Origin of the sequence: Sulfurimonas sp. NW15 (genome assembly GCF_051132285.1) — a bacterium.
Taxonomy (GTDB): domain Bacteria; phylum Campylobacterota; class Campylobacteria; order Campylobacterales; family Sulfurimonadaceae; genus Sulfurimonas; species Sulfurimonas hydrogeniphila.
Genome location: NZ_CP093237.1, coordinates 1,285,915 through 1,310,532, shown reverse-complemented (window position 1 = coordinate 1,310,532; position 24,618 = coordinate 1,285,915). Strand labels below are relative to the sequence as shown.

Below are 24,618 nucleotides of genomic sequence, written 5' to 3'. Positions count from 1 at the left end.
TTTGATTTGTCTACAATAAACAAACTATAAATGAGTAAAAAAACAATAAAGATAAAAAATGAGAATAGATAAATTTTTAAATTCGGTAAATATTACAAAAAGACGTTCTGTTGCACAGGATATGATTAGTAACGGAGTAGTAGAGATAAACGGTGTGGTTGCAAAGGCGAGTAAAAATGTGGAAGTCGGCAGCATTATTACTGTAAACTATCTTAATGAATCAAAAAAGTATGAAGTGCTGCAAATTCCTACAACAAAATCAACGCCAAAATCTCTGCAAGATCAGTATATAAAGGAGATTTCATGACATATGAGGAAGCTTTAGTAAAATTTACTTCACTTTTTCAACATGAAATGAGTGATGCACAGATGCGTGAGTTTTTACTCAGTATACGACTTGATGCAAGTACTCCTGTGGAAGTGATTGCCGCTGCTGCACAGGTTATGCGCAGTTTTGCCGTTGCTTTGCCTGTTTCTGATGAACTCAGAGAAAATGCGCTTGATATTGTCGGAACAGGCGGTGATAAAATAGGCAGTTTCAACATCTCCTCAACAGTAGCGCTGCTTGCTGCTTCTTGCGGGGCAACCGTTGCAAAGCACGGAAGTCGTTCTATCACTTCAAAAAGCGGCAGTGCCGATATGTTTGAAGCACTGGGTGTTCGGCTTGACTTGAGTATTGAGCAGAGTGCAAAACTTCTTGAAGAGACAGGTTTTACTTTTATGTTTGCACAAAATCATCATCCGGCCATGAAATTCATCGTACCGGTACGTAAAAGCATCCCTGATAAAACCATATTTAACATACTCGGACCTTTGACAAACCCTGCCGGTGTGAAAAAATCAATGCTGGGTGTATTTGACAAAGCTTTTGTACCAAAAATGGCAGAAGCACTTCAGATAAACGGAGCTACATCGGCTTTGGTTGTCAGCTCAAACGAAGGAATGGACGAAATAAGCATCAGTGATGTGACCTATACGGCTTTACTGCAAGACGGCAAGACACGAGAGTTTATTATTGATCCGCAGGAGTATGGTATTAAAAAAGCACCGCTAGAAGCCATAATGGGTGGCGATGCACTCAAAAATGCAAATATTTTACGAGCTGTTTTTGATGAAAAAGCAACAGATGCCCAGCGTGATATAGTGCTTATAAATACTGCAGCATCGTTGATGGTAGGAGATTTGGCTCGAGATATACAAGATGGACTGGAAATGGCAAGAGAAGCCCTTGCAAAAGCAAGACCGAAAGTAAAATTAAAACAAATCATAGAAACATCAAACAAGTTATGAAAAAAACATATACATATAGACTGGAAGAGTTAGACTCTTTGGCAGACAGAATTATGAGTCAACTACAAGAAGGTGTTATTATTTTAAAAGGCGATTTGGCTGCAGGCAAAACGACTTTGGTAAAAAATATAGCAAAAAAACTCGGATTGAGTGAAGATGTGACATCACCTACTTTTTCACTGCAGCAATGTTATGGGGAAAAACTATTTCATTATGATATTTACAATCACGGGCTTGATCATTTTATCTCTTTGGGAATGCTTGAAGAGTTGGAAAAACCGGGTCTGCATTTTATAGAGTGGGGAAGTGATGAATTGGTGGATATTTTAGTCTCTGCCGGCATTGAAACAGTGACAATAGAGATAGAAAAAATTTCAGATGATGCAAGAGAGTATACAATATGCACACATTAAAAGCAACAGACTTAAAAAAGAAAATTAAAGATTTGGAAATAGTAAAAAGTATAAGTCTTGAAGTCAACAGTGGTGAGGTTGTAGGACTGCTTGGACCGAACGGAGCAGGAAAGACAACCACTTTTTATATGATTTGCGGTTTGGTAGAAGCAACAGAGGGGAAAGTCTATTTTGACGGAGAAGATCTTATCGGGATGCCCTTACATGAAAGAGCACTCAAAGGTATAGGTTATTTACCGCAGGAAGCTTCGATTTTTAAAGATTTGAGTGTTGAAGACAACTTAATGATAGCCGCTGAAGTCGGTATAAAAGATAAAGCAGAACAAGAAGCACGCATTGTGGAACTGCTTGATATGTTCAATATTGAGCCTATACGATACAGAAAGGGAATCAGTCTCAGCGGCGGGGAACGTCGCCGTGTTGAAATTGCCCGTGCGCTTGTAAACAAACCAAAGTTTTTGTTGCTGGATGAACCTTTTGCCGGAGTTGATCCTATTGCCGTTATGGATATACAAAAAGTGATACATCAGCTTGTATCATATGACATAGGTGTATTGATAACAGACCATAATGTGCGTGAAACACTGGATGTTTGCGACAGAGTCTATGTTATAAAATCGGGAGAGCTTCTTGCGCAGGGAACCAGTGATGAAATCGGACAAAATGAAGATGTCCGTACGCATTACCTCGGTGAAAGCTTCAAACTTTAGGAATTCATGAAAATATGGGAGCATTAAGACAGACACAGGGAGTTGAAACAAAACACAAGCTCTCAAATACCCTGCGTAACTGGCTTCCCATATTGCATTCAAGTCTTTCTGATTTGGGTGAAGCTATGACTCCTTTTGTCGAAGCCAATCCTGTTATAGAAGTGAAATCAGGCTTTGAAGAAGATTTTGAAAAAAAGATTCCAAGAAAAATAATTTCCCGCGGAGTGAGCAACTCCAGAACAGAGCAGATAGAAGCGCTGACTATTCAAAGTCGAACACTTTATGATGTTTTAGATGAGCAAATAGGTGCGCCGCTGTTTCCTACACCCGTTTCACAAAAAGTAGCTTTGTTTGTCATCGAAAATTTGGACGAATATGGCTATTACGACGGTAACACAGAAGAATTTTGCCAAAAAAACAGTATAGACAGAGAAACTTTTGAAAAGATTCGTCTGCGCTTTTTACATGTAGAACCCGTAGGCATAGGTGCTAAAGATTTGGCTGAGTCATTTTTGTTTCAACTAGACAACAGTGAAATCAGTGACCAGGCATATAGTCTGGCCGTAAAAATCATTAATGACATGCAAAATATTCATGCCTACTCCAAAGAAGAGTCTTTTAACGAGGTTATGCATGTATTGTCAACATTCAAAAATCCGCCAAATATCGAATATCAGGAAGATTCCGCGCAGATCATTCCTGATTTGATGATATATTTTAATGATGAACAGCAGATAGAAGTCAAACTCAATGATGCCTACTATCCTGTGATAAACATAGACACCTCTTATGGCGTTGAGCATGAATTTGTAAGACAAAAAATCAAAGAGGCAAAAAGTTTGGTGGATGCGCTTGATATGAGAAAAGCAACACTTTACAAAGTAGGTTTGATGATCGTCGAATACCAGTATGATTTTTTTACAGGCGGACAAATCATGCCATTGACACTCAAAACTCTGGCTGATGAATTTGGACACAATCCCTCAACTATTTCGCGAGCCATTGCAAACAAATATATAGCATGTGACAGAGGTGTTTTGGCTATGAAAGAGTTTTTTACAACTGCCATTGATGAAGATGTCAGTAATGCTGCCATCAAAGAGTTTCTCATTGAACTTATTAAGAATGAAAACCATGAAAAGCCTTTGAGTGACATGAAGCTTTTAGCCCTGATAGAAAAAAAATTCAAAGTAAAAATGGTCAGACGTACGATAGCAAAATACAGAAAACAGCTCAATATCGCAGGTTCAAGTGAGAGAAAGAAACTCTACAAACTGGGTATTTGATATATCTCAAAAAAAGAGATATTATTACTCTTTTTCCAAGAAAAGTCTGTACCCGTTTGTTTCATGGGAAGGAACAACTTCTATTAATCTCCATCCTTCTTTATACAAGGCAGACAGTGTTGTCTTAGAGTTTTGAATCTGTGAAATCACATCCGGGTTTTTATCTTCTTTGCTTGCCTGCTGTTTAATATCTGATATCTGAATTATTTCAGAATCCTCGTTGTATAAAACTGCGCAAAAATATATTCGAATTTCCATGGTATTAAACCTCTCTTCTTTTTAGATGAAAATATTATAGCAAAATTTTACGGATCTGCGTTGAAAAAAAGATTTTGGCTCTCTTGTGACCATTTTGTAATATAAAATGATTATACTTGCACAGAGAGATAACAAAGGTTGTATTTGAAAATGCACGAAACTACTACTGTTGCTGTACGGTCTATATTTATTTCGGATATACATCTGGGAACACGTTTTTCAAAAGCAGAGGCTTTATTGAATTATGGAGCTGTTTTGGCGCAACACGCAAAACACAATAACTATGATGGTGTAATTTGCGGCCATATACACAAAGCGGAGATGCGTTATATAAAAGGCATCAGGTATTTAAATTGCGGTGACTGGGTTGAGAGCTGTACTGCGATTTTAGAAACATTGGAGGGTGAATGGAAAATTGTCAGTTTCCGCGAGAAATAACTCTTTGTTTGTCCGGAGGTGCAGGTCGCGGAGCATACCATTTGGGCATAGTTTCCGTACTGCAGGAGAACGGTGTCAAGATTAAAGCTGTCAGCGGTACAAGCGCAGGTGCTCTGATCGGAGCATCCCTTGCCTGCGGCAAGAGTGCCGCATACATTTTTGAGGTGATACAATCAAAAGAGTTCCGCTCTGTTTTTAAGATCTCTTTGGGTAACGGCTATCTTTTTAAACTTGATCATAATGCGGCAGTTGTTGACAAACTTATAGACAAAGAAAGTTTTGAAACACTTGAGATACCGTTACATGTAACGGCATGTGATGTAGAAAAGGAGCAAGCGATTTATTATGACAGTGGCAAAATTCTTAAAGAAGCAGTTTTGGCATCCTGCTCTATTGCACCCTTGTTCGCTCCGGTGTATGTCAACAAAACACTTGTCGTAGACGGCGGGCTTGTAGACAATTTCCCGGTTGAGAGGCTGCAGCAGTACAATTATCCTATCATCGGAATAAATCTTTTTCCAAAATATAAAAAAGTGCCAAAAACCATACTGGGGTGGATTAAAAAGAATATACATACAGCATGGCAGTCAAAATATGTCAGCAAAAAAGAGCTTTGTTACATGTATCTGTGTAATGAAAAACTGTTGGATATCAAAGTTTTTTCATTTCGGGATATTGGCAAAGCTTATGCAATGGGAAGAGAAGAGATGCAAAAAATTATAAAAGAGAGTAACAAAGTATGATTATTTATATACACGGTTTTGCAAGCAGCGGAGAAGGGTATAAAGCAAAACTTTTTAGAGAATATTTTATAAACAAAAATGAAAAATTTATGGCGCCATCATTGTCATATATCCCTGAATTGGCTATACAGACACTGGAAGAAATTATAAAAAATTCACAAGAAAAAGTCAGTCTGATGGGTTCGTCTTTGGGAGGGTACTATGCAACATATCTTGCGCATAAATATAATCTTAAAGCAGTACTGATAAATCCTTCAACCTATCCGTATAGTACACTGCAAAAAACACTTGGTTTTATGCAGAGTTTTTATGACGGCAGTTGTTTTGAATGGAGAGAATCTCATCTGCAAATGCTCAAAAAGTATGAAGTACAAGAACCAAAACAGGAGAACTTTATGCTTTTGCTCCAAAAGGGAGATGAAACACTCAACTACAAAGAAGCGGCAGATAAGTTTGATAAAGCAACACTGATGATAGAAGAGGGCGGAAGCCACAGTTTTGACAATATTGAACGCTATTTTGAAAAAACGGAAACGTTTTTACGATAAAAGAGCAACAGTGTCAAAGAGGGCAAAAAGTTAATACATTTTTTTGCTATAATAAATAATTAAAAAGAACAAGGTAATAAAGCATGAAAAACAGATCAAAGAGTGGTTTTACGCTCATAGAATTAATGATAGTTATCGTCATCCTGGGACTTTTGGCAGCCATGATAATGCCAAGTCTTACTGGAAAAGGCGAAGAGGCAAAAAGAAAACTGGTGTGTGTACAAATGAAGAGTATTTACAATGGTGCCCTTGATATGTTTAAAATTGACAACAGCAGGTATCCTACTACAGATGAAGGGCTTGAAGCCCTTGTAAAAAACCCGGATCCGCAAAAATATCCCAACTACTCACCGAGTGGGTATTTTAAAGACAATGAGATTCCAAAAGACTCATGGGGGAGAAATTTTATCTATATGAACAATGACGGCAAAGTGGAACTGGTCTCTCTTGGTGCAGATGCAAAAGAGGGCGGAACAAAAGAAGCTGCAGACATAAAACTCAGTCAGTGTAAATAAGAGATACTGTTTTTGAAAAAAGCTTTTACTCTCATTGAACTTATGATAGTCATAGTGATAATGGGAGTTGTTTATACTTTGGTCATAGGCAGTTTTAAAAAGCTCAGTGAAAAAAGTACAAATTTGTCACTTAAAAATTTAAAAGAGTTTTTACAATCTTATCCGCATAAAGAGAGTGCAAAGTTTGTTTGTTTGGATAAGTGCAAGAATTGTTTTGTACTGATAGATGGAAAAAAGCAGGATATAAAGATAAAAAATTTCCTTGATGAGAGTGTACAGGTCTATCGCTATGACTTTGATCTTGGTGCGATGCAAAAAGAGAATACAGGCTATTTTAATCAGGAGAATATTGAAGAAAATGTCTGCTTTTCATATGAAGTGGATGGTGACGGAGTCGGTGATCAGGTACTGGTAGAGTATAAAAACAATGTATATGATTTTACACCCTATTTTGAACCTCCGCAAGTGTACAGCAGTGTAGAAGAAGCAGTAAATGCAAAACAAGATTTAATGACAAAGATAATACAATGATATTTAAGTACAGCGGAATTGACGAGTTTGGTAAAAAAGTATCTGACAAGATTGAAGCTTCTGATTTGGCAGAGGCCAAGAGTAAGATTAAAGCCAAAAAGATTATTTATCAAAAAATCAGTGAAGAAGCCCCGTCATTTTTTGACTCCCTACATTTTTCAAGAAAATACCGAATAAGTACAAAAGAGTTGTCCGGACTTTCCCGTGAACTTGCCATGTATATCCGTTCCGGTATCAGTATAGTGTCTGCACTGAAAATTGTGCAGACACATTATGAAAACAACAAAAAGATGAAACTCTTTTTATCTACAGTGAGTACACATCTGAATGAGGGAAAAGATTTTTACTCAGCACTTGAAGCGCAAAAGGTAGTGGTGCTTCCGGAATTTTTCAAGTACTCGATAAAAGTCAGTGAAAACGGGGGTGTTTTGGATGAAGTGCTTTTGGAACTTTCAAAATTTTTAAAAGAACAGGAACGCATTAAAAAAGAGATAAAAAGTGCTTTTGCCTACCCTTCTTTTATGATAATTGTTTCTTTGCTTATGATTGCTTTTATGCTGACCTTTGTGGTGCCGCAGATTACAGGAATATTTGTCAATATGCATCAGGAACTGCCTACACCTACAAAAGTAGTCATTGCAGCAGGAACATTTTTTCAAAATAATTTTAAAATCATTTTGGCATCACTGTTTGCCGGTATTGTCATATTTATATCTGCACGCAAGAAAAGCCGCTCTTTTGCGTACGGGGTCGATAAACTGCTGTTAAAACTTCCGTATTTCGGAGAGATTATACAAAAAAGCGAATTGGCACGCTTCTCTTATATGGCATCTTTGCTGGTCCGATCGGGTGTCCCTTTTGTGCGTACTATAAATCTCGGGACAAATATTTTAAACAATCTTGTGCTCAAAGAGCTGTTTACAACTGCTTCAAAGAAAGTGGTAGAAGGAAAACTGCTTTCAAATGCACTCAATGAATCAGATATAAAGATTGATTATGCTTTTATCCAGTCTATAGCTTTGGGAGAAGAGACGTCAGAACTTGAAACAATTTTGCATAATGTTTCAGAACTCTATTTTGAAGAGAATCGTGACAAAATTTCTCTGCTGTTAACTTTGCTTGAACCTGCTCTTATGCTCTTTGTCGGTGGATCTATCGGATTTATAGTTTCTGCTATGCTGTTGCCAATTTTTTCTATGAGTATTCAGTAAATGTTTAAAAAAAATGCAATAGCCCTTTTGATAACGATGTTTTTCATTATGGCAATTACAGTTACAATAGGGGTCTCACTCGGACATATCAACAGTGCAAAAGAGAATCTTTCCTCTGAGAAATTTTTACTGCAAACTACTGCTGTTTTGGATGATATGCTGAAAATTTTAAAAGAGACTCCCGAACTTGATGATATAAACGACACACAGACTTTTCGTGCATTTTTATTGCAATACAGCACAGTTGTCCCGTTAAGTACGGATATAATGGTAGAGGTAAAGCTGGAGAGTGCCCGATCTAAATTTAATTTTAATGCACTTAAAAAGAACACAGCTGAAGGGGAGAGTGCACTAAAGAATGCACTTATCGGTTATTTTAATGCAAAAATGATCAACAGTGAGTATCTTTATCTCCTTGAAGATTTAACAGGCGGTATAAAAGAAGACGGAATGTATAACAGTGCTCTGTTTGATGATAATCCTTATCTTTTTAGAGACTATATAAGTTCTGACGAACAGATAAAAGAGTTAAATGAGTATTATAAAAAAACCTATCATGATAACAGCGTTGAACACATAGATCTGCATAAAATCTTTACTTTTGGAAATTATAAAAATTCTTCTTATGTGATTGATTTAAACTTTGTAAACAGGGATGTTTTTAATATAATGTCAGGGAACTATTATGAGCAGGAAAACACTGCTGCAGAAGATGATAATTTTTTTGTGGACTGTGACAAATTGACGGCAGAAGAGAAAGAAGACCTGAAAAGAAAATTTAATGCAAGTTGTGATTTGCAAAAAATTATAACAGTGACGCTTTTGGTCACACAGGGCAAACAAAATGCTGAAATAAAATTTGAATACAATATAAAAACCAAAAAAGGATCAAACTTTGTTTACAAAATTTAAAAATAATTACAAAACAATTTTGTTGGATCCTTTCATGGAACCAGTGCAGACTGAAGAAAAAATAAATGTTGTTTTATCTCCGTCTTTATACTGGGTAAAGAAAATTTCTTTACCTGTGAAATATATAAGAGAAGTAAAAAAACTGCTTCCTTCCATTTTTGAAGATATTCTGCCTGAGGGTCACTACAGCTACTATGCCTATAAAGAAAATGACGAGTATATAGTTTTTGCCTATGAAGATAAAATGATTCTGGAGCTGATGGCACAAAAAGAAATATCTCCTTCAAATGTTGTCAATATCTATTTTGCGCAGAGTGAATTTTCTTCCTTGGAAGGAGCCTGTAGAGTAAATGAAAAACAGGCACTTGTAGTGAAAAACGGTATAGTGATTCTTGTACCGGATTTTTGGATAAAAGAAGCAGATATCCTTAAACCGGATGATTTTAAACCATCCGGTCATGCTATAGTTTTACAGCAGTTTAATCATATTCTCAAAAAGTCCAGTTTTTATAAGATTGGTTTTGTTCTGTTGTTTATCACAGGTATAGTTTTCGGAGAATGGCTTATTACCATGGATAAGGCAGCCACGCTTGAAGATCAAAGGAGTGCCGTATTTGCAAAATATAATTTAAAGCCTACCATGATGCAAAATCAGGCTATTCATGCAGAACTGAATAAAATATACGAAAAACAGATGAAACTGAGAGAATATATAGGATATTTTCTCAAAATGCATCTTGCAAAAAATGAAAAAATTTCTTACATAGGATTTGATTCCAAAGTGTTAACAGTGATTATAAAAGATGTTACACAGAGTAAAAAAATTATAGAAGCATTGAAACGTAAAGGTATTCATGCTAAAACCCAATTAAAAAATTCAGTACTGACTTTGGAGATAACTTTATGAACCGCTTAAATCCTCTTTACGTTGGCATCTTTTTACTTTTGCTTTTACTGTTTTTTGTTTTGAAGCTCATAGATGCAAAAAAAGAGCTCCATCAGGAAAAAATTCTCTATGAAAAAACACTGAAAGTTTCTTTAGACACGAGTGCTTTAAAAAAAGCATTTGCCAACAAAGAAAAAGAGAAAAAGGAGATTCTGCATATATTGTCAAATCCTGTTTTAAAGAGTTCCAAGATAAAAAAAGAGATAACAAATTCAGGAATACACATCAGTTCTCAAAATATGGATATAAAAGCTTTGAATTTTTTAATGGGTAAAATTCTCAATACAACATTTAACATAACAATGCTGAAAATAAAAAGAATCAGCGAGAGCAAATCAACGCTGGAGGTGAAGATAAAATGGTAAAAAAACTGGTTTTATTCCTGTTGTATGTCCTGTTTTTTATGATGGCATTTATCTATTTTTCTCCCAAAGTAAATATATACTATTTTGCTGAAGAGCAACTGCAAAAAAAAGGTATTGTTTTGAATGATGAGACTCTCAGTGATGAAGGTTTTACGCTTGAAATAAAAAATGCTGTTTTATATGTTAAAACACTCGAAACTGCAAAAATACAAAAGATAAAACTGAATCTTTTTCTTTTGTATAACAGTGTAGAGGTTGAAGGTTTGGTCTTATCCGATATGGCATCAGGATTTATACCTTTACATGTAAAGAGTCTGTATCTTGTCTATACTGTATTTGATCCTTTACATGTAACGGGAAAATGCAGTGGTGAGTTTGGAGAGGCTGATATTGATATCGACCTTGTCAAGAGAACTTTGCAGGTTTTGATAAAACCTTCCAAAAAAATGTTGACTCATTATCGTACAACACTGCGAAATTTGAAAAAAGATAAAAACGGAGGCTTCATTTATGAACAAAGTCTCTAATTCCAAGATGTTGCAAATCATTACAAAATTGTTGATTTTAATAGCTCTTTCCAAACTGCTTGCGCTCGTGCTGTTATGGTATTTGCCAAGCAATGGTATAGATGTAAAGATAAAAAAGAATTATCGTCCGGCATATCAAAGAGTAAATTTTACAAATATGCTTACTCCTTTGCATACAAATACCAAGGGGTATAAAAAAACAAATGAAACGGGTGCGCACAGAAGTATTACCGATATGACTCTGATCGGTCTTTATGGTTCTAAAAATTATGGATATGCCATAGTGGCAATGAAATCGAATTTGAAAAAAACTTCAATTATCGGAGTGGGTGAAACGTATAATGGCTATATTTTGAAAGAAATCAATAACGATAATGTTGTTTTTACAAAAGACGGCAAAAACTATATACTCTATTTTGTCAAACAAAAAATTAAAGATGTAAGTATAAACCGGGTCACGCATAATGAAACAGATAATGGTGTGACAAATATATCAAGGCAGGATATAAAGTTTTTTGAAAAAAATCCTCAAAAGATTTGGAAACAAATTGCCATAAAGGAAGTCATGGAAGATGGAAAAATTAAAGGTTTTAAGATAATGAAAATAAATAAAAATTCAAAATTTGCAGCACTCGGGTTGCAAAAAGGTGATATTGTCATTAAAGCAAACAATATTGATTTGACATCATATAAAGCAGTGATGAATATATATAAAAATGTAAACAAATTAAGCGAAATAAGCTTGGTTGTTTTAAGAAATAACACAGAAAAGGAATTGATATATGAAATTCATTAAGCACATAGGATTGATACTACTTTTAACATTCTCTCTTCAGGCAAGAGAACAGGTGAATGTTAACTTTTCAAATTTGGCCATTGATGATTTTGTAAAACTGGTAGCAAAAATTACACATAAAAATATTTTAATGAATTATAAAATAAACGGAAGTGTGAATCTTGTAAGTTCTGCACCTATCTATGATGATGAATTGATGGGGATGCTGGTTTCTGTTTTACAGTCAAAAGGCTACTCTTTGGCACGTAATGGGTCTTATTATGAAATTGTCCGCTCTTCTGAGGTTGCAAGATCTAATGCGGATGTTGTCAAACCAAACCAAAAAGTATCCGGATCTTTAATGGTAACCCAGGCTGTTAAAGTAGAGGGTGAAAATGTAGATATTATAGCGGCAAAGATTCGTTATCTTATTTCGAAAACTGCAAAACTGATGACATTAAAAGAGAGCAATACGATCTTGATAACTGATTATCCAAAAAATATAGAAACCATTAAAAAAATAATCAAAGATATTCAAATAACAAACAACTCTATTGTAAAACTGGTATATATAAAACATGCAGATGCCGGAAAACTTCAGGCTCGTTTGTTGGATATAAGCAAGTCAATATTTAATCCTAAAGTCGTTTCGGACAAAGTCAATATCATTTTTGATGAAAATATAAACGGTTTGATTGTTATCGGAAATAAAAAGAATGTAGCAAAAATTGAAGATTTGGCGAAAAAACTTGATGTAGAGTCAAACATTAGCCGGTCAGTTGAAATTTACAGTCTTAAAAACTCTGATGCAAAGAATGTTATCAAAACCCTCAAGGAAATTATTTCTGATAAAACATATCAAGGGCTTACCACAAAACCGAATATTTCTTCGAGCGAAGAGATCAATGCCATCATCGCAGTTGCTGATCCTGAGATACTCAAAGGAATCAAGGTTATTATTGATGCACTGGACAAGGAAAAATACCAGGTATATGTTCAGGCAAGAATTATTAATATCAATAAAAACAATGCCGAAAGTTTAGGAATGAAATATGGTTTTGCAGCAGGAGATGTTTCAGCATCCGGACTTTATGCAATGAGTGCAAATTTTGGTGATGCTAATTTGCAAAATCTGGCATCAACACAGATTATCAATTATCTCGGTGCTATTGGCTCTGGCGCAAAAAGCGCATTGGCCCTTGGGGCAACACTTGATTTTTTACAAAGTCACGGCGCATCAAAAACAATATCAAATCCTTCAATTCTCTGTGTCAACAATAAACAATCTTCCATCTATGTCGGTAAAACCATCTCTATAATATCCGGTGCAACAACAAATGCTGTTTCGGGGGTGACAAACAACTATAAAAGAGAAAATATCGGTCTGACATTACGAATCAAACCCAGAGTATCCTCAAACGACAAGGTAACTTTGGATGTTGAAGCGTCTTTGGAAAATATTTTAAGCTCTGATGCAGCGGGACAGCCTGTTACGTCAAAGCAAGAGGTGAAGACACAGGCGATTTTAAGAAGCGGCGAAAGCATTATCATCGGCGGTCTTGTAAAATCCCTTGACAGAAAAACAAAAACAAAAGTTCCTCTGCTGGGTGATATTCCAATGATAGGAGAGTATCTTTTTTCATCTACTGAAACAATTAAAGAACAGGATAACTTAGTAGTCATTCTGACTCCTTATGTCATAGACAAAAGTGAAGAACTTTCAAAACTGCAAAGAGACCTGGGTGTTCTTTCAAGTGTGCAAAAAGAGTATAATGAAAAAATCTTTAAAAAGATAATGAGTAAAAAAAATGAAAAGATACAAAAGAATACAGAACCTGCAGTGCATGTCAAAGGTGTCTATTAATGCTCAATACAGAAGTGCTTCATGATTTACATTTACAGGTATGTGAACCTGAGGGTATACCAACGGAGATCAGTGTTAAAAACTATCTTCTTTTTAGTAAAACAGAAGAAGAAGTCATTGCATGTGTCTGTGAAAGATATTTGGTTGAAGCGAGTAACTATTATACAAAACTAGAAATCAAATATCCTCTCAAGATGCTTGATGAAGATTCGTATGACAGGCTTTACAACCGTTTTTTGGAACTTCGAACAGACAAAGCAATAGAGACAATGCAGGAAGATTCTTCAGAAGAGAATGAACAAGAAGACATCTCTCTGACCGATTTTTTAAGAACGTCGAGTGACATTTTAACGAGTGAAGAATCAGCACCCATTATCAAGTTTGTCAATGCACTTTTTTATCAGGCTGTCAAAAAAAGAGCTTCGGATATCCATATAGAGGTCAAAGAGAAGAGCGGTGAAGTCCGATTTCGTATAGACGGAATGCTGAGTAAAAATGCAGATTTGGACAAAAAAGTTGTCAGTCTTATCATCAGCCGTATTAAAGTTATTTCAAATTTGGATATTTCGGAGAAACGTATTCCCCAAGACGGAAGAACACAGATAAAAATTGCAGGCGAGATATTGGATATCAGGGTTTCGGTACTGCCTACTTTTTATGGAGAAAGAGTTGTTATGCGTATTTTAATGCAAAGTTCACAAATACCGCAGATAACAGAGCTTGGATTTCATCAGGATATGATTGAAAAGATCAAAAGTCTGTTACGCCTTTCACACGGAATTATTTTAGTGACCGGACCGACAGGGAGTGGTAAAACAACATCTTTGCACTCTTTCCTGCGAGAAGTGGAATCTCCTGAAAAAAATCTTATAACTGTTGAAGATCCTGTGGAATATAAATCAGAAAGCATATCGCAGATTCAAGTGAATGAAAAAGTAGGACTCACTTTTGCAAGTGCTCTGCGTTCAATTTTACGCCAGGATCCTGATGTCATAATGATAGGAGAAATCAGAGATGAAGAGACAGCATCTATTGCGGTGCGTGCAGCACTGACAGGGCATCTGGTTTTTTCTACAATTCACACAAATTCTGCATCTGCTACGATATCAAGATTGGTTGATATGGGAATTGCACCGTTTTTAATATCCTCTTCTATTTTAGGTATTTTGGCGCAAAGGCTGGTCCGCGTATTATGCCCTGAGTGCAAAGAAGAAGATGTCATAGCTGAAAATTTTGCCGATGACTACAATATCCCAAAAGAGAGCAAAATTTTTAAGGCAAAAGGGTGCCCCGCATGCAATTACAGTGGCTACACAGGCAGAAGATCGATAGGAGAACTTTTGATTATGAATGACAAGGTAAAAGATCTTTTAAAAACTACAGCGGATGAGCACAGTATCAAAGAAGCACTGGAAGCTGACGGTTTGCAAAGTATCTCTTTTCAACTCTCCAACATGGTTTTAAATGGAGAAACTTCGCTGGATGAAGCAATCCGTATCGGATTATAAAATGTTTTGTACTGCTACATGTAATCTTCACAGGAGAGCTTTTACACTGATAGAGGTAATGGTAGCAGTGATGATTATTTCAGTGGTAATTATGGCGTTACTGCAAATAAATGCCAACAATACACATATATTTTCTCAGGTGAAAAATCAGGAAACGGCTACGCAATATCTTTCATTGCTTGTAGGAACAAAATATGGCTTTGAAAATGAAAAGATATCTTTAGAAGAGTTGGTTTCAGACTTTGATTTGGATGATGATTTTAGAAGAGAACTCAAACATACAGATATAGAAATAGTGTATCAAACACTGCAGAGTATTGACACAAGCATGTTTGATGAATCCGCAAACGAGGAAGAAGACAACGATCCAAATAAAAAAAACAGTGCAGGAACTATCTACGAAACAGGAAGAAGTACATTGAAAACTAAGAACTACTCCTCATCACTGTTACGGTTAAGAATACGATGAAAAAAGCTTTTACATTGATAGAAATGATGATATCTATAACTATTTTATCTATTATGATGGTTTATTTGTACAGAGTCAATGCTTCTGTAAACAAAAGTAATACATTTTATGAAAAACAGGTCAACGGATTTAATTCCCTGAGTCTAAAAAAGAGAGTACTTTTCCTGGACTTGTCTTTAATGCTTTATCAGCAAAACAGTATCGTGCATAATGACAAAAATGAAGATGTCCTCTTTTTGCAAACAACACACTCCCTTCACAGAAGAGTAAACCCTTATGTGACCTATATAGTCAAAAATAAAAAACTTTACAGACTGGAATCATTACAAAAACCTGTTTATCCGTTATCAGAAGCCGATAAATTTAATGCAGACTGTCTTGGCAGTGTTGATGTCTTCAGAGTTTATAAACAAAAGGATAAAGCAGTTTTTTTAGTCAATTTGAAGTTTGAAGATTCTGACCGTATATTGATGAAAATAAATGCTTTAAATGAATATTAAGTTTGTTTGAGAACTTTCAAAAAGACTTTATTCACAACTATATACTTTTTCGATCGCCAATTCTAATATCAAGTGCAATTTCCACCTAATTTAACTAGCTAACTTTTTACTCATTTCACTAAAAAAGGACGAAAATGGAGTGTGAATCTCTCCACAACTAATTCTTTTAAAGTCCCAAGAAATAGGGTATTAATAGCCTAAAATAAAGCCTTGCATTTTTACCAAGTCCCACAAAAGTCCAAATGAAATGATATGATTTGATAAGGTTTGAAACTAAGCCTATGTCATGGCAATATGCTAAAATTATGTCAGTGCATATGAGTTGTATGTTATAATCTATAAAATAATATATTTTGGAGTTAACAATGAATAAAGCGACTATTTTACAATACCTCAAAAATAAAAAAAATGAGTTTAAAAAGCTTTATGGTATAAATACATTGGGACTCTATGGTAGTTATGCAAGAGATGAAGCTAAATCTACAAGTGATATAGATATATTTTATACAAGAGACAGAAATTTTGAATTAAAGAGTGGTATTGAATTTTTAAAAATTCAAGATACGATTGCCTCAGAGCTTAATGTAGAAAAAGTAGATTTTGTTTCTTTAGATTTTATGAATCCGATAATAAAACATTATGCAAAAAAAGATTTTATCTATGTATGATGAAAAAAACTTGATTCATATTTTGATGTGTCAACCCTATTTCATACTTATCCATAAAGATTCTAAGCTGCTGTTTCAACTTGTAACATCATTTTTTCTTCAAACTCTACAGGTGATAAATTACCATTTGCAGAGTGCATTCTTTGTCGGCTATAATAAACCTCAATATACTCAAATATAGCTTGATTGGCTTGTGCTTTTGTCTCAAAAATCTCATGATAAATGAGTTCCGTTTTGAGTGTATGAAAAAAGCTCTCTGCCACCGCGTTATCCCAACAGTTTCCTTTGCGTGGCATACTTAAAAATTGTTCCAATTAAAAAGATGAGATGGTTAGTTGTTCTTGGAGAGAATCTCTTTTTGAAGTTTGTCTGCATTTTTAAGAGTTGATCAGAAGAGATATTTTCTGGAAGCATGTGTTCGATATCTTTTTGGATATGATTTATATATCTTGCTTTCTCTTTGTTTGCTTCTTTGGTTGTGTGCGTTTTATCAGCAAAATATTTTTCTGCTAAGTCATCAAAAGTGAGTTTGGATTTTCTTTTTGCAATATGGGGTAGATCCTCACCAAGTTTTAATTTCGCTCAGTTTTGCTTTACAACAAGCTTCTGTAATCCCATCTGATTTTTTCCCTATAGTTTTTAATCTTTGTTTATTATTTGCATCGGTATATCGGATTAAAAAGATTTTATCTATTATTTTATTATTTTTCGATACAATTTCCTTATAAAAAACCCCTGCTGTGTTGGTAGGAATGCGTTTTAAAAGTGTTTTCATAGCTGGCTCCTTGGATTGATTTGAGTCCCAAAATAGTCCAAATGATATGAGTAAATTGGACTTTTTTTGCAAAGGTATGATAACATAGAAAATGCTTGAACACCCCTTAAATGGGGAAATTTAAGCGATTTGATGAGAAATGATAAAATTTAAAAAAGGACGAAAATGGAGTGCGAATTTCCTACAGTTAATTCAAATATGGATGAAGTAAAAGAGATTTTTGAGAGTGTTAAAACGATTGCAGTTTTGGGGCTTTCTCCTGATGAGAGCAAAGACAGTCACAGGGTTGCCAAATATCTTCAGGATCAGGGGTATAAAATAATTCCTGTTTATCCAAAAGGAGAGACGATTCTTGGAGAAAAAGTTTATAACTCTTTGGCTGAAATTCCTTTTGCAGTTGACATGGTTGATATTTTCAGAAAACCCGCAGCACTTGATGCCATTGCCGATGCCTGCATAAAACGTGGTGATGTAAAAGTTTTTTGGGCACAAAAAGGTATAGTAAACAATGAAGCCGCTAAAAAAGCACAGGATGCAGGAATGAAAGTTGTACAAAACCAGTGCACTATGGTTGATCATCGAAATCTACAGGGCTGATTTTGATTCCTTTACAAAAAATAAAAGATGCGCATAAACGTATAGAAGAAGTTGTTGTCAACACTCCTTTTTCATATGCTCCATATCTGAGTGAAATTTCCGGATGCAAGGTATATTTGAAAAAAGAGAACCTGCAAATAACAGGAGCATTTAAACTTCGCGGTGCATATAATAAAATAGCTACTTTGACACCACAGCAAAGAGAATGCGGTGTTGTCGCAGCAAGTGCCGGCAATCATGCCCAGGGGGTGGCCTACTCCGCTGCCGCTTTTGATACAAAAGCAGTGATAGTAATGCCGGAATCGACACCGCTTACAAAGATAGACGGAGTAAAACATTTCGGTGCAGAGGTGATTCTTGCTGGCACAAACTATGATGAAGCCTATGCCTATGCAAAGGAGTATGGCGAAAAAAATCATTTGACTTTTGTGCATCCTTTTGAAGATGAAGAGGTGATGGCAGGACAGGGTACTGTAGCCTTGGAAATTCTTGAAAAATGCCAAGAACTTGACGCTGTCCTCATTCCTGTCGGCGGCGGTGGACTTATTGCCGGTATGGCCAGTGCTCTCAAAGCTGTCAACCCCGCTGTAAAAGTAATTGGTGTGAGTGCCAAAGGTGCACCTGCATTTAAAAATTCCTATGATTTAAAAAGAGCTGTTGATTCTACAAGCGTAAGAACGATAGCCGACGGGATAGCAGTACGCGACACTTCTGTGGTTACTCTCAAACATGCCCTTGAGTGTGTGGACGAGATAATAAGTGTAGATGATGAGGAGATAGCAAGTGCCATTTTGTTTTTACTTGAGAAACAAAAACTGGTGGTTGAAGGAGCCGGATCTGTCGGTGTTGCGGCACTACTGCATCATAAACTGGATTATCTAAAAGACAAAAATGTTGCAGTTGTTCTGAGCGGGGGAAATATGGATGTTACGCTCCTTTCTGTCATTATAGAAAAGGGTCTTCTGAAGTCTCATCGCAAAATGAAAATTACCGTCACATTGGTTGACAAGCCGGGTTCTTTGATGCGTTTTACGCAGATACTCCAAGAGTTAAATGCAAATATTGTGCATATTTCTTATGACAGAACGTCCGTATCGCTGGATTACGGAGATGCTAATGTGACCGTGCATATGGAGACAAAAGGAAAGCAGCATCAGGAAGAAATTAAAGAGGCTCTTGTAAAAGAGGGTTATTTGAGAGACTGAAAATGAAAACTGTTAAAAGTCAAAGTATTGTATATCCTGTAATCTTGATAAAAATTTTAAAAGACAAGCGTCTTGTTGTTATAGACTCTAAAACTACTGTAAGGTTTTACGACAAAGACAGCCTGAAAGTGCAAAGCGGATTTAAAGTTAATATTGAACACAAATATTATAAAAATAATGTGGTGGATTACAGCTATGACGGCAATTATTTTGCAACAATGTCAGCAGATGCAAAAGAGTCAAGACTCTATAATGCCCAAACAAAAAAAGCGATTGCCAGAGTTACCAGACACCAGGGGGAAGTTTCCTGTGTCGGTATAGACCCGCTCTCCAGGTATATGTTCTCATGCGGAGAAGACGGCAAAACTTTTGCATTGGATGTTAAAAGCGGAAAGATTGTGTTTACACTTCCCCATCATGCCGATACCATTAATGATGTCTCTTTTTCAAAAAACGGAAACTGGGTAGCTATAGCGAGTTATGACAGAAAAATCACACTGTTTAATCTGGTAACAATGACTCCGAAAGAAAAGTTAAAAGCCCACTCTGCACCAGTTATGAAACTAAAATTTTTTGGCAGAAACAAACTGGTGAGTATTGATAAAAATTCAAAAGCGATTATCTGGAATATATACAGTGGTAAGGTTATTCAAAGATTAGAAGGTATTCATGATGATGTAACCCAGCTTGTAATCAGCGGAGATGAAAAATTTCTGTTTTTAAGTACGAAGTTGGGATATATTTTAGTATATGATTTAAATACATATGAGTTGATAGCACCGAGATTTATAAAGATTACTTCGCCTATTGTCAGTTTGGCTTTTGATGATGAGCATAATCACCTTATTGTTGGAACAGAAGATGGATTCCTGATGTATTATGACATATTTGAAAAAGTTGATACATTAAAAAATCTTTTAATGAAACAGGACATAGACGCAATTGAAGAAGAGGTAAAAAAGAATCCTATTTTACGTTATACGGATATATATAATTTAGTTTCAAACCTATGGGAAAACACATTGGAAAAGGCAAAAAAAGCTTTCCAAAACGGGAAAAAAGAACAGGCATTGTTAATGCTCAAAAATTTCATGAAGATTCCCAGCAAAAACAGAGTTATACAAAAACTTGTAAGTGATTATGCTGAGTATGATAAATTTGTACAACTCGCAAAAAACGGAAAACTGGCACTGGCATACAGCCTGGCAAACCAATATCCGGTTTACAAAGAATCAAAAATATATAAACTTTTAGAAGACAGATGGAAAAAGGATTTGTTTCAGGCACTGAAATATGCTTTGCAGCCAAATCAGATGGAACGTGCCAAAGAGATTTTGGCTCCCTATAGAGGTATCAGCAATAAAACAACTTTTATTCAGGATGTTTTAACAAAGGGTGCAATCTATAAAAGATTCAGAAATGCTCTTGGCAAAAAAGATTTTAAACTGGCATCTGCTCTTGTTCATCAGAACCCTTTTTTAAAGGAGTTTCCGGAGTATGACTCGATGATAAAATATGCCGACACTATCTATATGAAAATCCAAAAACTAATATATGAAGGTGAAAATATAGCTGCTATGAAACTGATGAATCTGCTCAGTACATTTACAGATTTTAAAGATGAAGTTGAGCTTATGTTCAAAGAGATACAAAACAAGCAGAAATTTTATGATGCTGTAGAGAATGGTGATTATCAAACGGCATATAATATGATGGCAGAATATGAAGAACTCCAAGAAACCAAAGCAGGAGAAAAGCTTCAAAATGAATGGGATGCTGATCTAATCAAAGCAAACAGTTTTGCAGCTGTCGGTGATGTAAACGGGGTAAAAAACATTTTACATAAATATTTTGATATCAGTTCAAAAACGACAGCCCTGGCAACTATATTTGCCTGGACGTATATAAATCAACTCGAAACAGCCATAAGAGAAAAAAGAGATCGCAAAGAGATAGAAAACGGCATTAAAAATTATATTTTAAATTTTGGCATTGACGACCAAATAGAAATATTATTTGAAATATTTAAAAAAAGATACAAAGATACAAAATTGGATATAGAACAGTTAAAAAAAGGTTCGCTCTCTATGTGGCGGCCTTCAATGATTGTAAAATCAATTTTAGATTAATGCTTTAACCTCAATTATAGCTCTCCTGAAGTATAATTAGCGAATTTTTAAAATTATATATTATACAGAGGAGACTTTTCATGCAAATTAGTGGCGCACAGATGGTCATTGAAGCTTTAATTGCAGAAGGCGTAGATACAGTTTTTGGCTACCCTGGCGGAGCAATTATGAATGTCTATGACGAAATCTACAAACAAGACAAATTTCAACATATATTAACTCGTCACGAGCAGGCAGCCGTTCATGCTGCAGAGGGTTATTCAAAAGCCAGCGGAAAAGTCGGGGTATCTATGATAACAAGCGGTCCTGGGTTCACAAACGCTGTAACAGGTTTAGCAGATGCATACATGGATTCTATTCCTTTGGTGGTTATCTCAGGACAGGTTCCAATGAGTTTAATCGGAACAGATGCCTTTCAAGAGATTGATGCGGTTGGAATAAGCCGTTCCTGTACAAAACACAATTATCTTGTTACAGATGCAAAAGATCTGCCGCGTATACTAAAAGAGGCTTTTTATATAGCACGAACAGGCCGTCCAGGCCCGGTTCATGTTGATATACCAAAAGATGTGACTGCACAGGTTGCAGAATTTGATTATGATGTGGAGCTGGATTTAGAAACATACAAACCGCATGTCAAAGGCAATCCCCGTCAAATCAAAAAAGCTATGGAGGCGATAGCAAATGCAAAACGTCCTTTGTTTTACCTCGGCGGCGGAATTATTAATTCAAATGCAGCGTATGAAGTAAGAGATCTGGTACATACGACCGGTATTCCAGCGGTTGAGACATTTATGGCTCGCGGCACATTGTCTTATGATGATGACCTGCTTATAGGGATGCTAGGAATGCATGGTTCCTATGCGGCAAATATGGCGATGAGCGAAACAGATCTGGTCATTGCCCTCGGTGCCAGATTTGATGACCGTGTTACCGGAAAATTAAGTGAATTTGCAAAAAATGCTGCGGTTATACATGTAGATATAGATCCTGCAAGTATTTCAAAGCTTGTCAATGCAAACTATCCTATAGTAGGTGATGTAAAAAATGTTGTCAATGAGATGCTTAAACTCACTTCCATGGTAAACAGTGATAACTATGAACAGTGGAGAGAAACGATAGAAAATTTTGCAGAGTTGCATCCACTGACATTTCATGAAGATACAGAAAATATCAAGCCACAGTGGGTAGTAAAACGTGTAGGTGAGCTTCTAGGTGATGATGCAAATATTTCAACAGATGTCGGACAGCATCAAATGTGGGCGGCACAGTTTTATCCGTTTACGAGACCCCGTCAGTTTATAAGTTCCGGTGGACTCGGAACTATGGGCTTTGGTTTTCCGGCTGCTATGGGTGTCAAAGCGGCTGTTCCTGAAAAAACGAGTATCAACTTTACCGGAGACGGCTCTATTTTGATGAATTGCCAGGAGTTGATGACAGCCGTTGAGAAAAAACTACCGGTAATCAATATTATTCTGAATAATAATTTTTTGGGTATGGTTCGCCAATGGCAGACACTCTTTTATGACAAACGCCACAGTGAAACAGATCTTTCTGTACAGCCGGATTTTGTGAAACTTGCGGAAGCTTTTGGCGGAATAGGGTACAGAGTTACTACAAAAGAGGAATTTGATGCCGCTTTAAAAGAGGCTGTAGAAAAGAATATTGTTGCATTTATTGATGTTAAAGTTGAACGGTTTGAAAATGTTATGCCAATGGTTCCATCAGGCGGAAGCCTGTTTAATATGATGTTATTAGAGAAAAAGGAGAGTAAATAATGACTGACAATACAGAAAGAAGAGTAGTTTCCGTTATCGTTGTGAATGAAGCGAGTGTATTGTCCCGAATTACCGATCTTTTTTCCGGACGTGGCTACAACATTACATCCTTGACTGTTGCCCCAATTCCTGAGAGTAAATATTCCCGTTTGACAATTGTCACATCAGGTTCGGTGCGTGTGATTGAGCAGATAACAAAACAGTTGCACAAACTCATTCCTGTTTTACGGGTTTATGAACATGCAGATTTGGTTGAAAAAGAGATGGCACTGGTCAAATTTCCTATTACAGAAAATATAAGTGATATCAGCGCTATCTGTAATGCTTACAATGGAAAAATAGTCAATGTTGGCAATGATGTCATTATAACCATGGTTGCTGACGAGCCCAAAAGAGTCGATCACTATCTTCAGGCGATTAAAAAATATAATCCAAAAGAGATAGTCAGAAGCGGCGCTGTTGCTTTAGAGAGATAAAAAGATGAAGCTGAGTAAAATAGCTTCAACATTAGAGTGTAGTATTGTCGACAATGATATTGATATTGTAGGAATAAATACTCTTAAAGATGCAAAAGAGAATGAAGTCTCTTTTGTGTCCAACTCAAAATATGTAAAAGATCTCGAAAATACAAAAGCTGCAGCAGTTATAATTTCCGAAAAATTAGCTTCAAAACTCCCTGCAAACTGTATTCCTTTGGTAACAAAAAATCCTTATTGGTCCATGGCCATACTCTCAAAATATTTTGCACCGCCTGTAGAAGATGAGAGACTTCCTCTCCCGCAGATTGGGAAAAATTCAAAAATTTCTCCCAAGGCTGAAATAGCAAATGGTGCGGTAATCGGTGATAACTGTATAGTTTTGGCACATGTTTATATAGGTGCAAAAAGTGTTATAGGAAACAATACAGTTATTTATCCAAGTGTGACAATATACAGAGACTGTCAAATCGGCAATGACTGTATAATCCATGCAAACACAGTTATAGGTTCTGACGGATTCGGATTTGCGACAAATGAAAAAGGTGAGCATAAAAAGATTTATCAAAATGGGAATGTAGTTGTAGAAGATGATGTTGAAATTGGAAGCAATACCAGTATTGACAGAGCTGTTTTTGGCTCTACTTTGATAAAAAAAGGAACACGCATTGACAATCTTGTGCAGATTGGACATAACTGTGAAATCGGTGAGTATTGTGTTATGGTTTCTCAGTCTGGTCTTGCAGGTTCAACAAAACTTGGCAGAAATGTTGTTATGGGCGGGCAGGCTGCCGCAGCCGGTCACCTGGAGGTTGCCCCTTTTTCAACTTTTGCTGCACGAAGCGGAATAACAAACTCTGTAAAAGAACCCGGAAAGACATATGCAGGTTTTCCTTTGATGGGGCACAGACAATGGCTTAAACTTCAGGCAAAACTTGCTAGACTTATCAAGTAAAAACACAACAAGGAGTTAGTATGTCAAAAACAATCCCGTTAAGTGGAACAAAAAACGGTGTTATATCGGTAACAAAACTTGAGGAACCATATGGTGAGGGAAGCGGTACTGTAGCGAGTATAGGAATTTCACTCTCAGGTGATGCCCAAAATCCGGAATGGAAAGTGCATATTCCATTGGATAACCTGGATGAAGTAATAAAAGCTTTATCTGAGCTAAAGTAGGT

At 36.1% G+C, this 24,618-nt stretch carries 31 protein-coding genes and 1 pseudogene; 28 read left to right on the top strand and 4 right to left on the bottom strand.

The window, feature by feature from the left end; genetic code table 11:
- Positions 1–58 precede the first annotated feature (58 nt).
- Genes MLC52_RS06740 through MLC52_RS06720 form a run of 5 tightly spaced genes read left to right on the top strand, consistent with a single transcriptional unit; the run spans position 59 to position 3,699 of the window.
- Positions 59–307: an RNA-binding S4 domain-containing protein gene (locus MLC52_RS06740; RefSeq protein ID WP_151900218.1), complete on the top strand. Its 249-nt coding sequence runs from the start codon at positions 59–61 to the stop codon at positions 305–307.
- Positions 304–1,290 (top strand): anthranilate phosphoribosyltransferase, encoded by a 987-nt coding sequence (gene trpD, locus MLC52_RS06735; protein ID WP_434579716.1) that lies wholly within the window; start codon positions 304–306, stop codon positions 1,288–1,290. Before MLC52_RS06740 ends, trpD begins: the two co-directional genes overlap by 4 nt.
- Positions 1,287–1,703: a tRNA (adenosine(37)-N6)-threonylcarbamoyltransferase complex ATPase subunit type 1 TsaE gene (tsaE, locus tag MLC52_RS06730; RefSeq protein WP_151900220.1), complete on the top strand. Its 417-nt coding sequence runs from the start codon at positions 1,287–1,289 to the stop codon at positions 1,701–1,703. The genes trpD and tsaE overlap by 4 nt, the downstream gene beginning before the upstream one ends.
- Positions 1,691–2,413 carry an LPS export ABC transporter ATP-binding protein gene (gene lptB / locus MLC52_RS06725; protein ID WP_434579715.1) on the top strand — a complete coding sequence of 241 codons (723 nt, stop codon included), beginning with the start codon at positions 1,691–1,693 and terminating at the stop codon, positions 2,411–2,413. Before tsaE ends, lptB begins: the two co-directional genes overlap by 13 nt.
- A gap of 14 nt (positions 2,414–2,427) precedes the next feature.
- Entirely contained in the window at positions 2,428–3,699 is a 1,272-nt protein-coding gene (locus MLC52_RS06720) for an RNA polymerase factor sigma-54 (protein ID WP_434579714.1), read from the top strand.
- Positions 3,700–3,723: 24 nt separating this feature from the next.
- Here MLC52_RS06720 and MLC52_RS06715 read toward each other — a convergent pair whose 3' ends face one another.
- Positions 3,724–3,957: a hypothetical protein gene (locus tag MLC52_RS06715; protein ID WP_151900223.1), complete on the bottom strand. Its 234-nt coding sequence runs from the start codon at positions 3,955–3,957 to the stop codon at positions 3,724–3,726.
- A 150-nt stretch (positions 3,958–4,107) separates the two neighbouring features.
- Between MLC52_RS06715 and MLC52_RS06710 the strand changes: the two genes are divergently transcribed.
- From MLC52_RS06710 to MLC52_RS06635, 16 genes are all read left to right on the top strand, one after another.
- Positions 4,108–4,395 carry a hypothetical protein gene (locus MLC52_RS06710; RefSeq protein ID WP_434579713.1) on the top strand — a complete coding sequence of 96 codons (288 nt, stop codon included), beginning with the start codon at positions 4,108–4,110 and terminating at the stop codon, positions 4,393–4,395.
- Positions 4,365–5,138, top strand: a complete 774-nt coding sequence (locus MLC52_RS06705) for a patatin-like phospholipase family protein (RefSeq protein WP_346388815.1) — start codon at positions 4,365–4,367, stop codon at positions 5,136–5,138. The genes MLC52_RS06710 and MLC52_RS06705 overlap by 31 nt, the downstream gene beginning before the upstream one ends.
- Positions 5,135–5,686 (top strand): YqiA/YcfP family alpha/beta fold hydrolase, encoded by a 552-nt coding sequence (locus MLC52_RS06700; RefSeq protein ID WP_151900225.1) that lies wholly within the window; start codon positions 5,135–5,137, stop codon positions 5,684–5,686. The genes MLC52_RS06705 and MLC52_RS06700 overlap by 4 nt, the downstream gene beginning before the upstream one ends.
- A gap of 83 nt (positions 5,687–5,769) precedes the next feature.
- Positions 5,770–6,201, top strand: coding sequence for a type II secretion system major pseudopilin GspG (gspG, locus tag MLC52_RS06695; protein WP_151900226.1), 432 nt, complete (start codon positions 5,770–5,772; stop codon positions 6,199–6,201).
- Positions 6,202–6,213: 12 nt separating this feature from the next.
- Complete coding sequence (locus tag MLC52_RS06690) at positions 6,214–6,732, top strand: type II secretion system protein (protein WP_418640367.1); 519 nt, start codon at positions 6,214–6,216, stop codon at positions 6,730–6,732.
- Positions 6,729–7,943 carry a type II secretion system F family protein gene (locus MLC52_RS06685; RefSeq protein ID WP_418640366.1) on the top strand — a complete coding sequence of 405 codons (1,215 nt, stop codon included), beginning with the start codon at positions 6,729–6,731 and terminating at the stop codon, positions 7,941–7,943. The genes MLC52_RS06690 and MLC52_RS06685 overlap by 4 nt, the downstream gene beginning before the upstream one ends.
- On the top strand, positions 7,944–8,855 hold the full coding sequence (locus MLC52_RS06680; RefSeq protein WP_434579711.1) for a hypothetical protein: 912 nt from the start codon (positions 7,944–7,946) through the stop codon (positions 8,853–8,855).
- Positions 8,839–9,762 (top strand): hypothetical protein, encoded by a 924-nt coding sequence (locus MLC52_RS06675; RefSeq protein WP_434579709.1) that lies wholly within the window; start codon positions 8,839–8,841, stop codon positions 9,760–9,762. Before MLC52_RS06680 ends, MLC52_RS06675 begins: the two co-directional genes overlap by 17 nt.
- Entirely contained in the window at positions 9,759–10,166 is a 408-nt protein-coding gene (locus tag MLC52_RS06670; RefSeq protein ID WP_151900231.1) for a hypothetical protein, read from the top strand. The genes MLC52_RS06675 and MLC52_RS06670 overlap by 4 nt, the downstream gene beginning before the upstream one ends.
- Positions 10,160–10,693: a hypothetical protein gene (locus MLC52_RS06665; protein ID WP_346388809.1), complete on the top strand. Its 534-nt coding sequence runs from the start codon at positions 10,160–10,162 to the stop codon at positions 10,691–10,693. Before MLC52_RS06670 ends, MLC52_RS06665 begins: the two co-directional genes overlap by 7 nt.
- Positions 10,677–11,489: a hypothetical protein gene (locus MLC52_RS06660; protein WP_434579707.1), complete on the top strand. Its 813-nt coding sequence runs from the start codon at positions 10,677–10,679 to the stop codon at positions 11,487–11,489. Before MLC52_RS06665 ends, MLC52_RS06660 begins: the two co-directional genes overlap by 17 nt.
- Positions 11,476–13,332 (top strand): secretin N-terminal domain-containing protein, encoded by a 1,857-nt coding sequence (locus tag MLC52_RS06655; RefSeq protein WP_434579705.1) that lies wholly within the window; start codon positions 11,476–11,478, stop codon positions 13,330–13,332. Before MLC52_RS06660 ends, MLC52_RS06655 begins: the two co-directional genes overlap by 14 nt.
- Complete coding sequence (locus MLC52_RS06650; RefSeq protein WP_151900235.1) at positions 13,332–14,840, top strand: GspE/PulE family protein; 1,509 nt, start codon at positions 13,332–13,334, stop codon at positions 14,838–14,840. Before MLC52_RS06655 ends, MLC52_RS06650 begins: the two co-directional genes overlap by 1 nt.
- Positions 14,815–15,309, top strand: coding sequence for a type IV pilus modification PilV family protein (locus tag MLC52_RS06645; protein WP_418640361.1), 495 nt, complete (start codon positions 14,815–14,817; stop codon positions 15,307–15,309). Before MLC52_RS06650 ends, MLC52_RS06645 begins: the two co-directional genes overlap by 26 nt.
- A complete protein-coding gene (locus MLC52_RS06640; RefSeq protein WP_434579703.1) occupies positions 15,306–15,809 on the top strand; it encodes a PulJ/GspJ family protein in 504 nt (167 codons plus the stop codon). Before MLC52_RS06645 ends, MLC52_RS06640 begins: the two co-directional genes overlap by 4 nt.
- 365 nt (positions 15,810–16,174) lie before the next feature.
- The gene (locus tag MLC52_RS06635; protein WP_151900238.1) at positions 16,175–16,477 is read left to right on the top strand and encodes a nucleotidyltransferase family protein; all 303 of its coding nucleotides are present in this window, start codon (positions 16,175–16,177) and stop codon (positions 16,475–16,477) included.
- Positions 16,478–16,539: 62 nt separating this feature from the next.
- On the opposite strand, the pseudogene MLC52_RS06630 reads toward MLC52_RS06635, so the two are convergent.
- From MLC52_RS06630 to MLC52_RS06620, 3 genes and pseudogenes are all read right to left on the bottom strand, one after another.
- Positions 16,540–16,776, bottom strand: a pseudogene (locus tag MLC52_RS06630) (IS3 family transposase); the annotation flags it as partial.
- Positions 16,745–17,026 (bottom strand): phage integrase central domain-containing protein, encoded by a 282-nt coding sequence (locus tag MLC52_RS06625; protein WP_434581627.1) that lies wholly within the window; start codon positions 17,024–17,026, stop codon positions 16,745–16,747. The pseudogene MLC52_RS06630 and the gene MLC52_RS06625, both read right to left, overlap by 32 nt.
- 13 nt (positions 17,027–17,039) lie before the next feature.
- Positions 17,040–17,252: a hypothetical protein gene (locus MLC52_RS06620; RefSeq protein ID WP_151900242.1), complete on the bottom strand. Its 213-nt coding sequence runs from the start codon at positions 17,250–17,252 to the stop codon at positions 17,040–17,042.
- Between the two features lie 165 nt (positions 17,253–17,417).
- On the opposite strand from MLC52_RS06620, the gene MLC52_RS06615 reads away from it, so the two are divergent.
- From MLC52_RS06615 to MLC52_RS06585, 7 genes are all read left to right on the top strand, one after another.
- The gene (locus tag MLC52_RS06615; RefSeq protein WP_151901512.1) at positions 17,418–17,849 is read left to right on the top strand and encodes a CoA-binding protein; all 432 of its coding nucleotides are present in this window, start codon (positions 17,418–17,420) and stop codon (positions 17,847–17,849) included.
- Positions 17,850–17,851: 2 nt separating this feature from the next.
- Positions 17,852–19,054: a threonine ammonia-lyase gene (gene ilvA / locus MLC52_RS06610; RefSeq protein WP_346388804.1), complete on the top strand. Its 1,203-nt coding sequence runs from the start codon at positions 17,852–17,854 to the stop codon at positions 19,052–19,054.
- Positions 19,055–19,056: 2 nt separating this feature from the next.
- Positions 19,057–21,183 (top strand): WD40 repeat domain-containing protein, encoded by a 2,127-nt coding sequence (locus tag MLC52_RS06605; protein WP_434579700.1) that lies wholly within the window; start codon positions 19,057–19,059, stop codon positions 21,181–21,183.
- 80 nt (positions 21,184–21,263) lie between these two features.
- Positions 21,264–22,961, top strand: a complete 1,698-nt coding sequence (locus tag MLC52_RS06600; RefSeq protein WP_346388802.1) for an acetolactate synthase large subunit — start codon at positions 21,264–21,266, stop codon at positions 22,959–22,961.
- Positions 22,961–23,437 carry an acetolactate synthase small subunit gene (gene ilvN / locus MLC52_RS06595; protein WP_151900246.1) on the top strand — a complete coding sequence of 159 codons (477 nt, stop codon included), beginning with the start codon at positions 22,961–22,963 and terminating at the stop codon, positions 23,435–23,437. Before MLC52_RS06600 ends, ilvN begins: the two co-directional genes overlap by 1 nt.
- Positions 23,438–23,441: 4 nt before the next feature.
- Positions 23,442–24,392, top strand: a complete 951-nt coding sequence (gene lpxD / locus MLC52_RS06590) for a UDP-3-O-(3-hydroxymyristoyl)glucosamine N-acyltransferase (RefSeq protein ID WP_346388801.1) — start codon at positions 23,442–23,444, stop codon at positions 24,390–24,392.
- A 20-nt stretch (positions 24,393–24,412) separates the two neighbouring features.
- Positions 24,413–24,616, top strand: a complete 204-nt coding sequence (locus MLC52_RS06585; protein WP_151900248.1) for a hypothetical protein — start codon at positions 24,413–24,415, stop codon at positions 24,614–24,616.
- Positions 24,617–24,618: the final 2 nt, after the last annotated feature.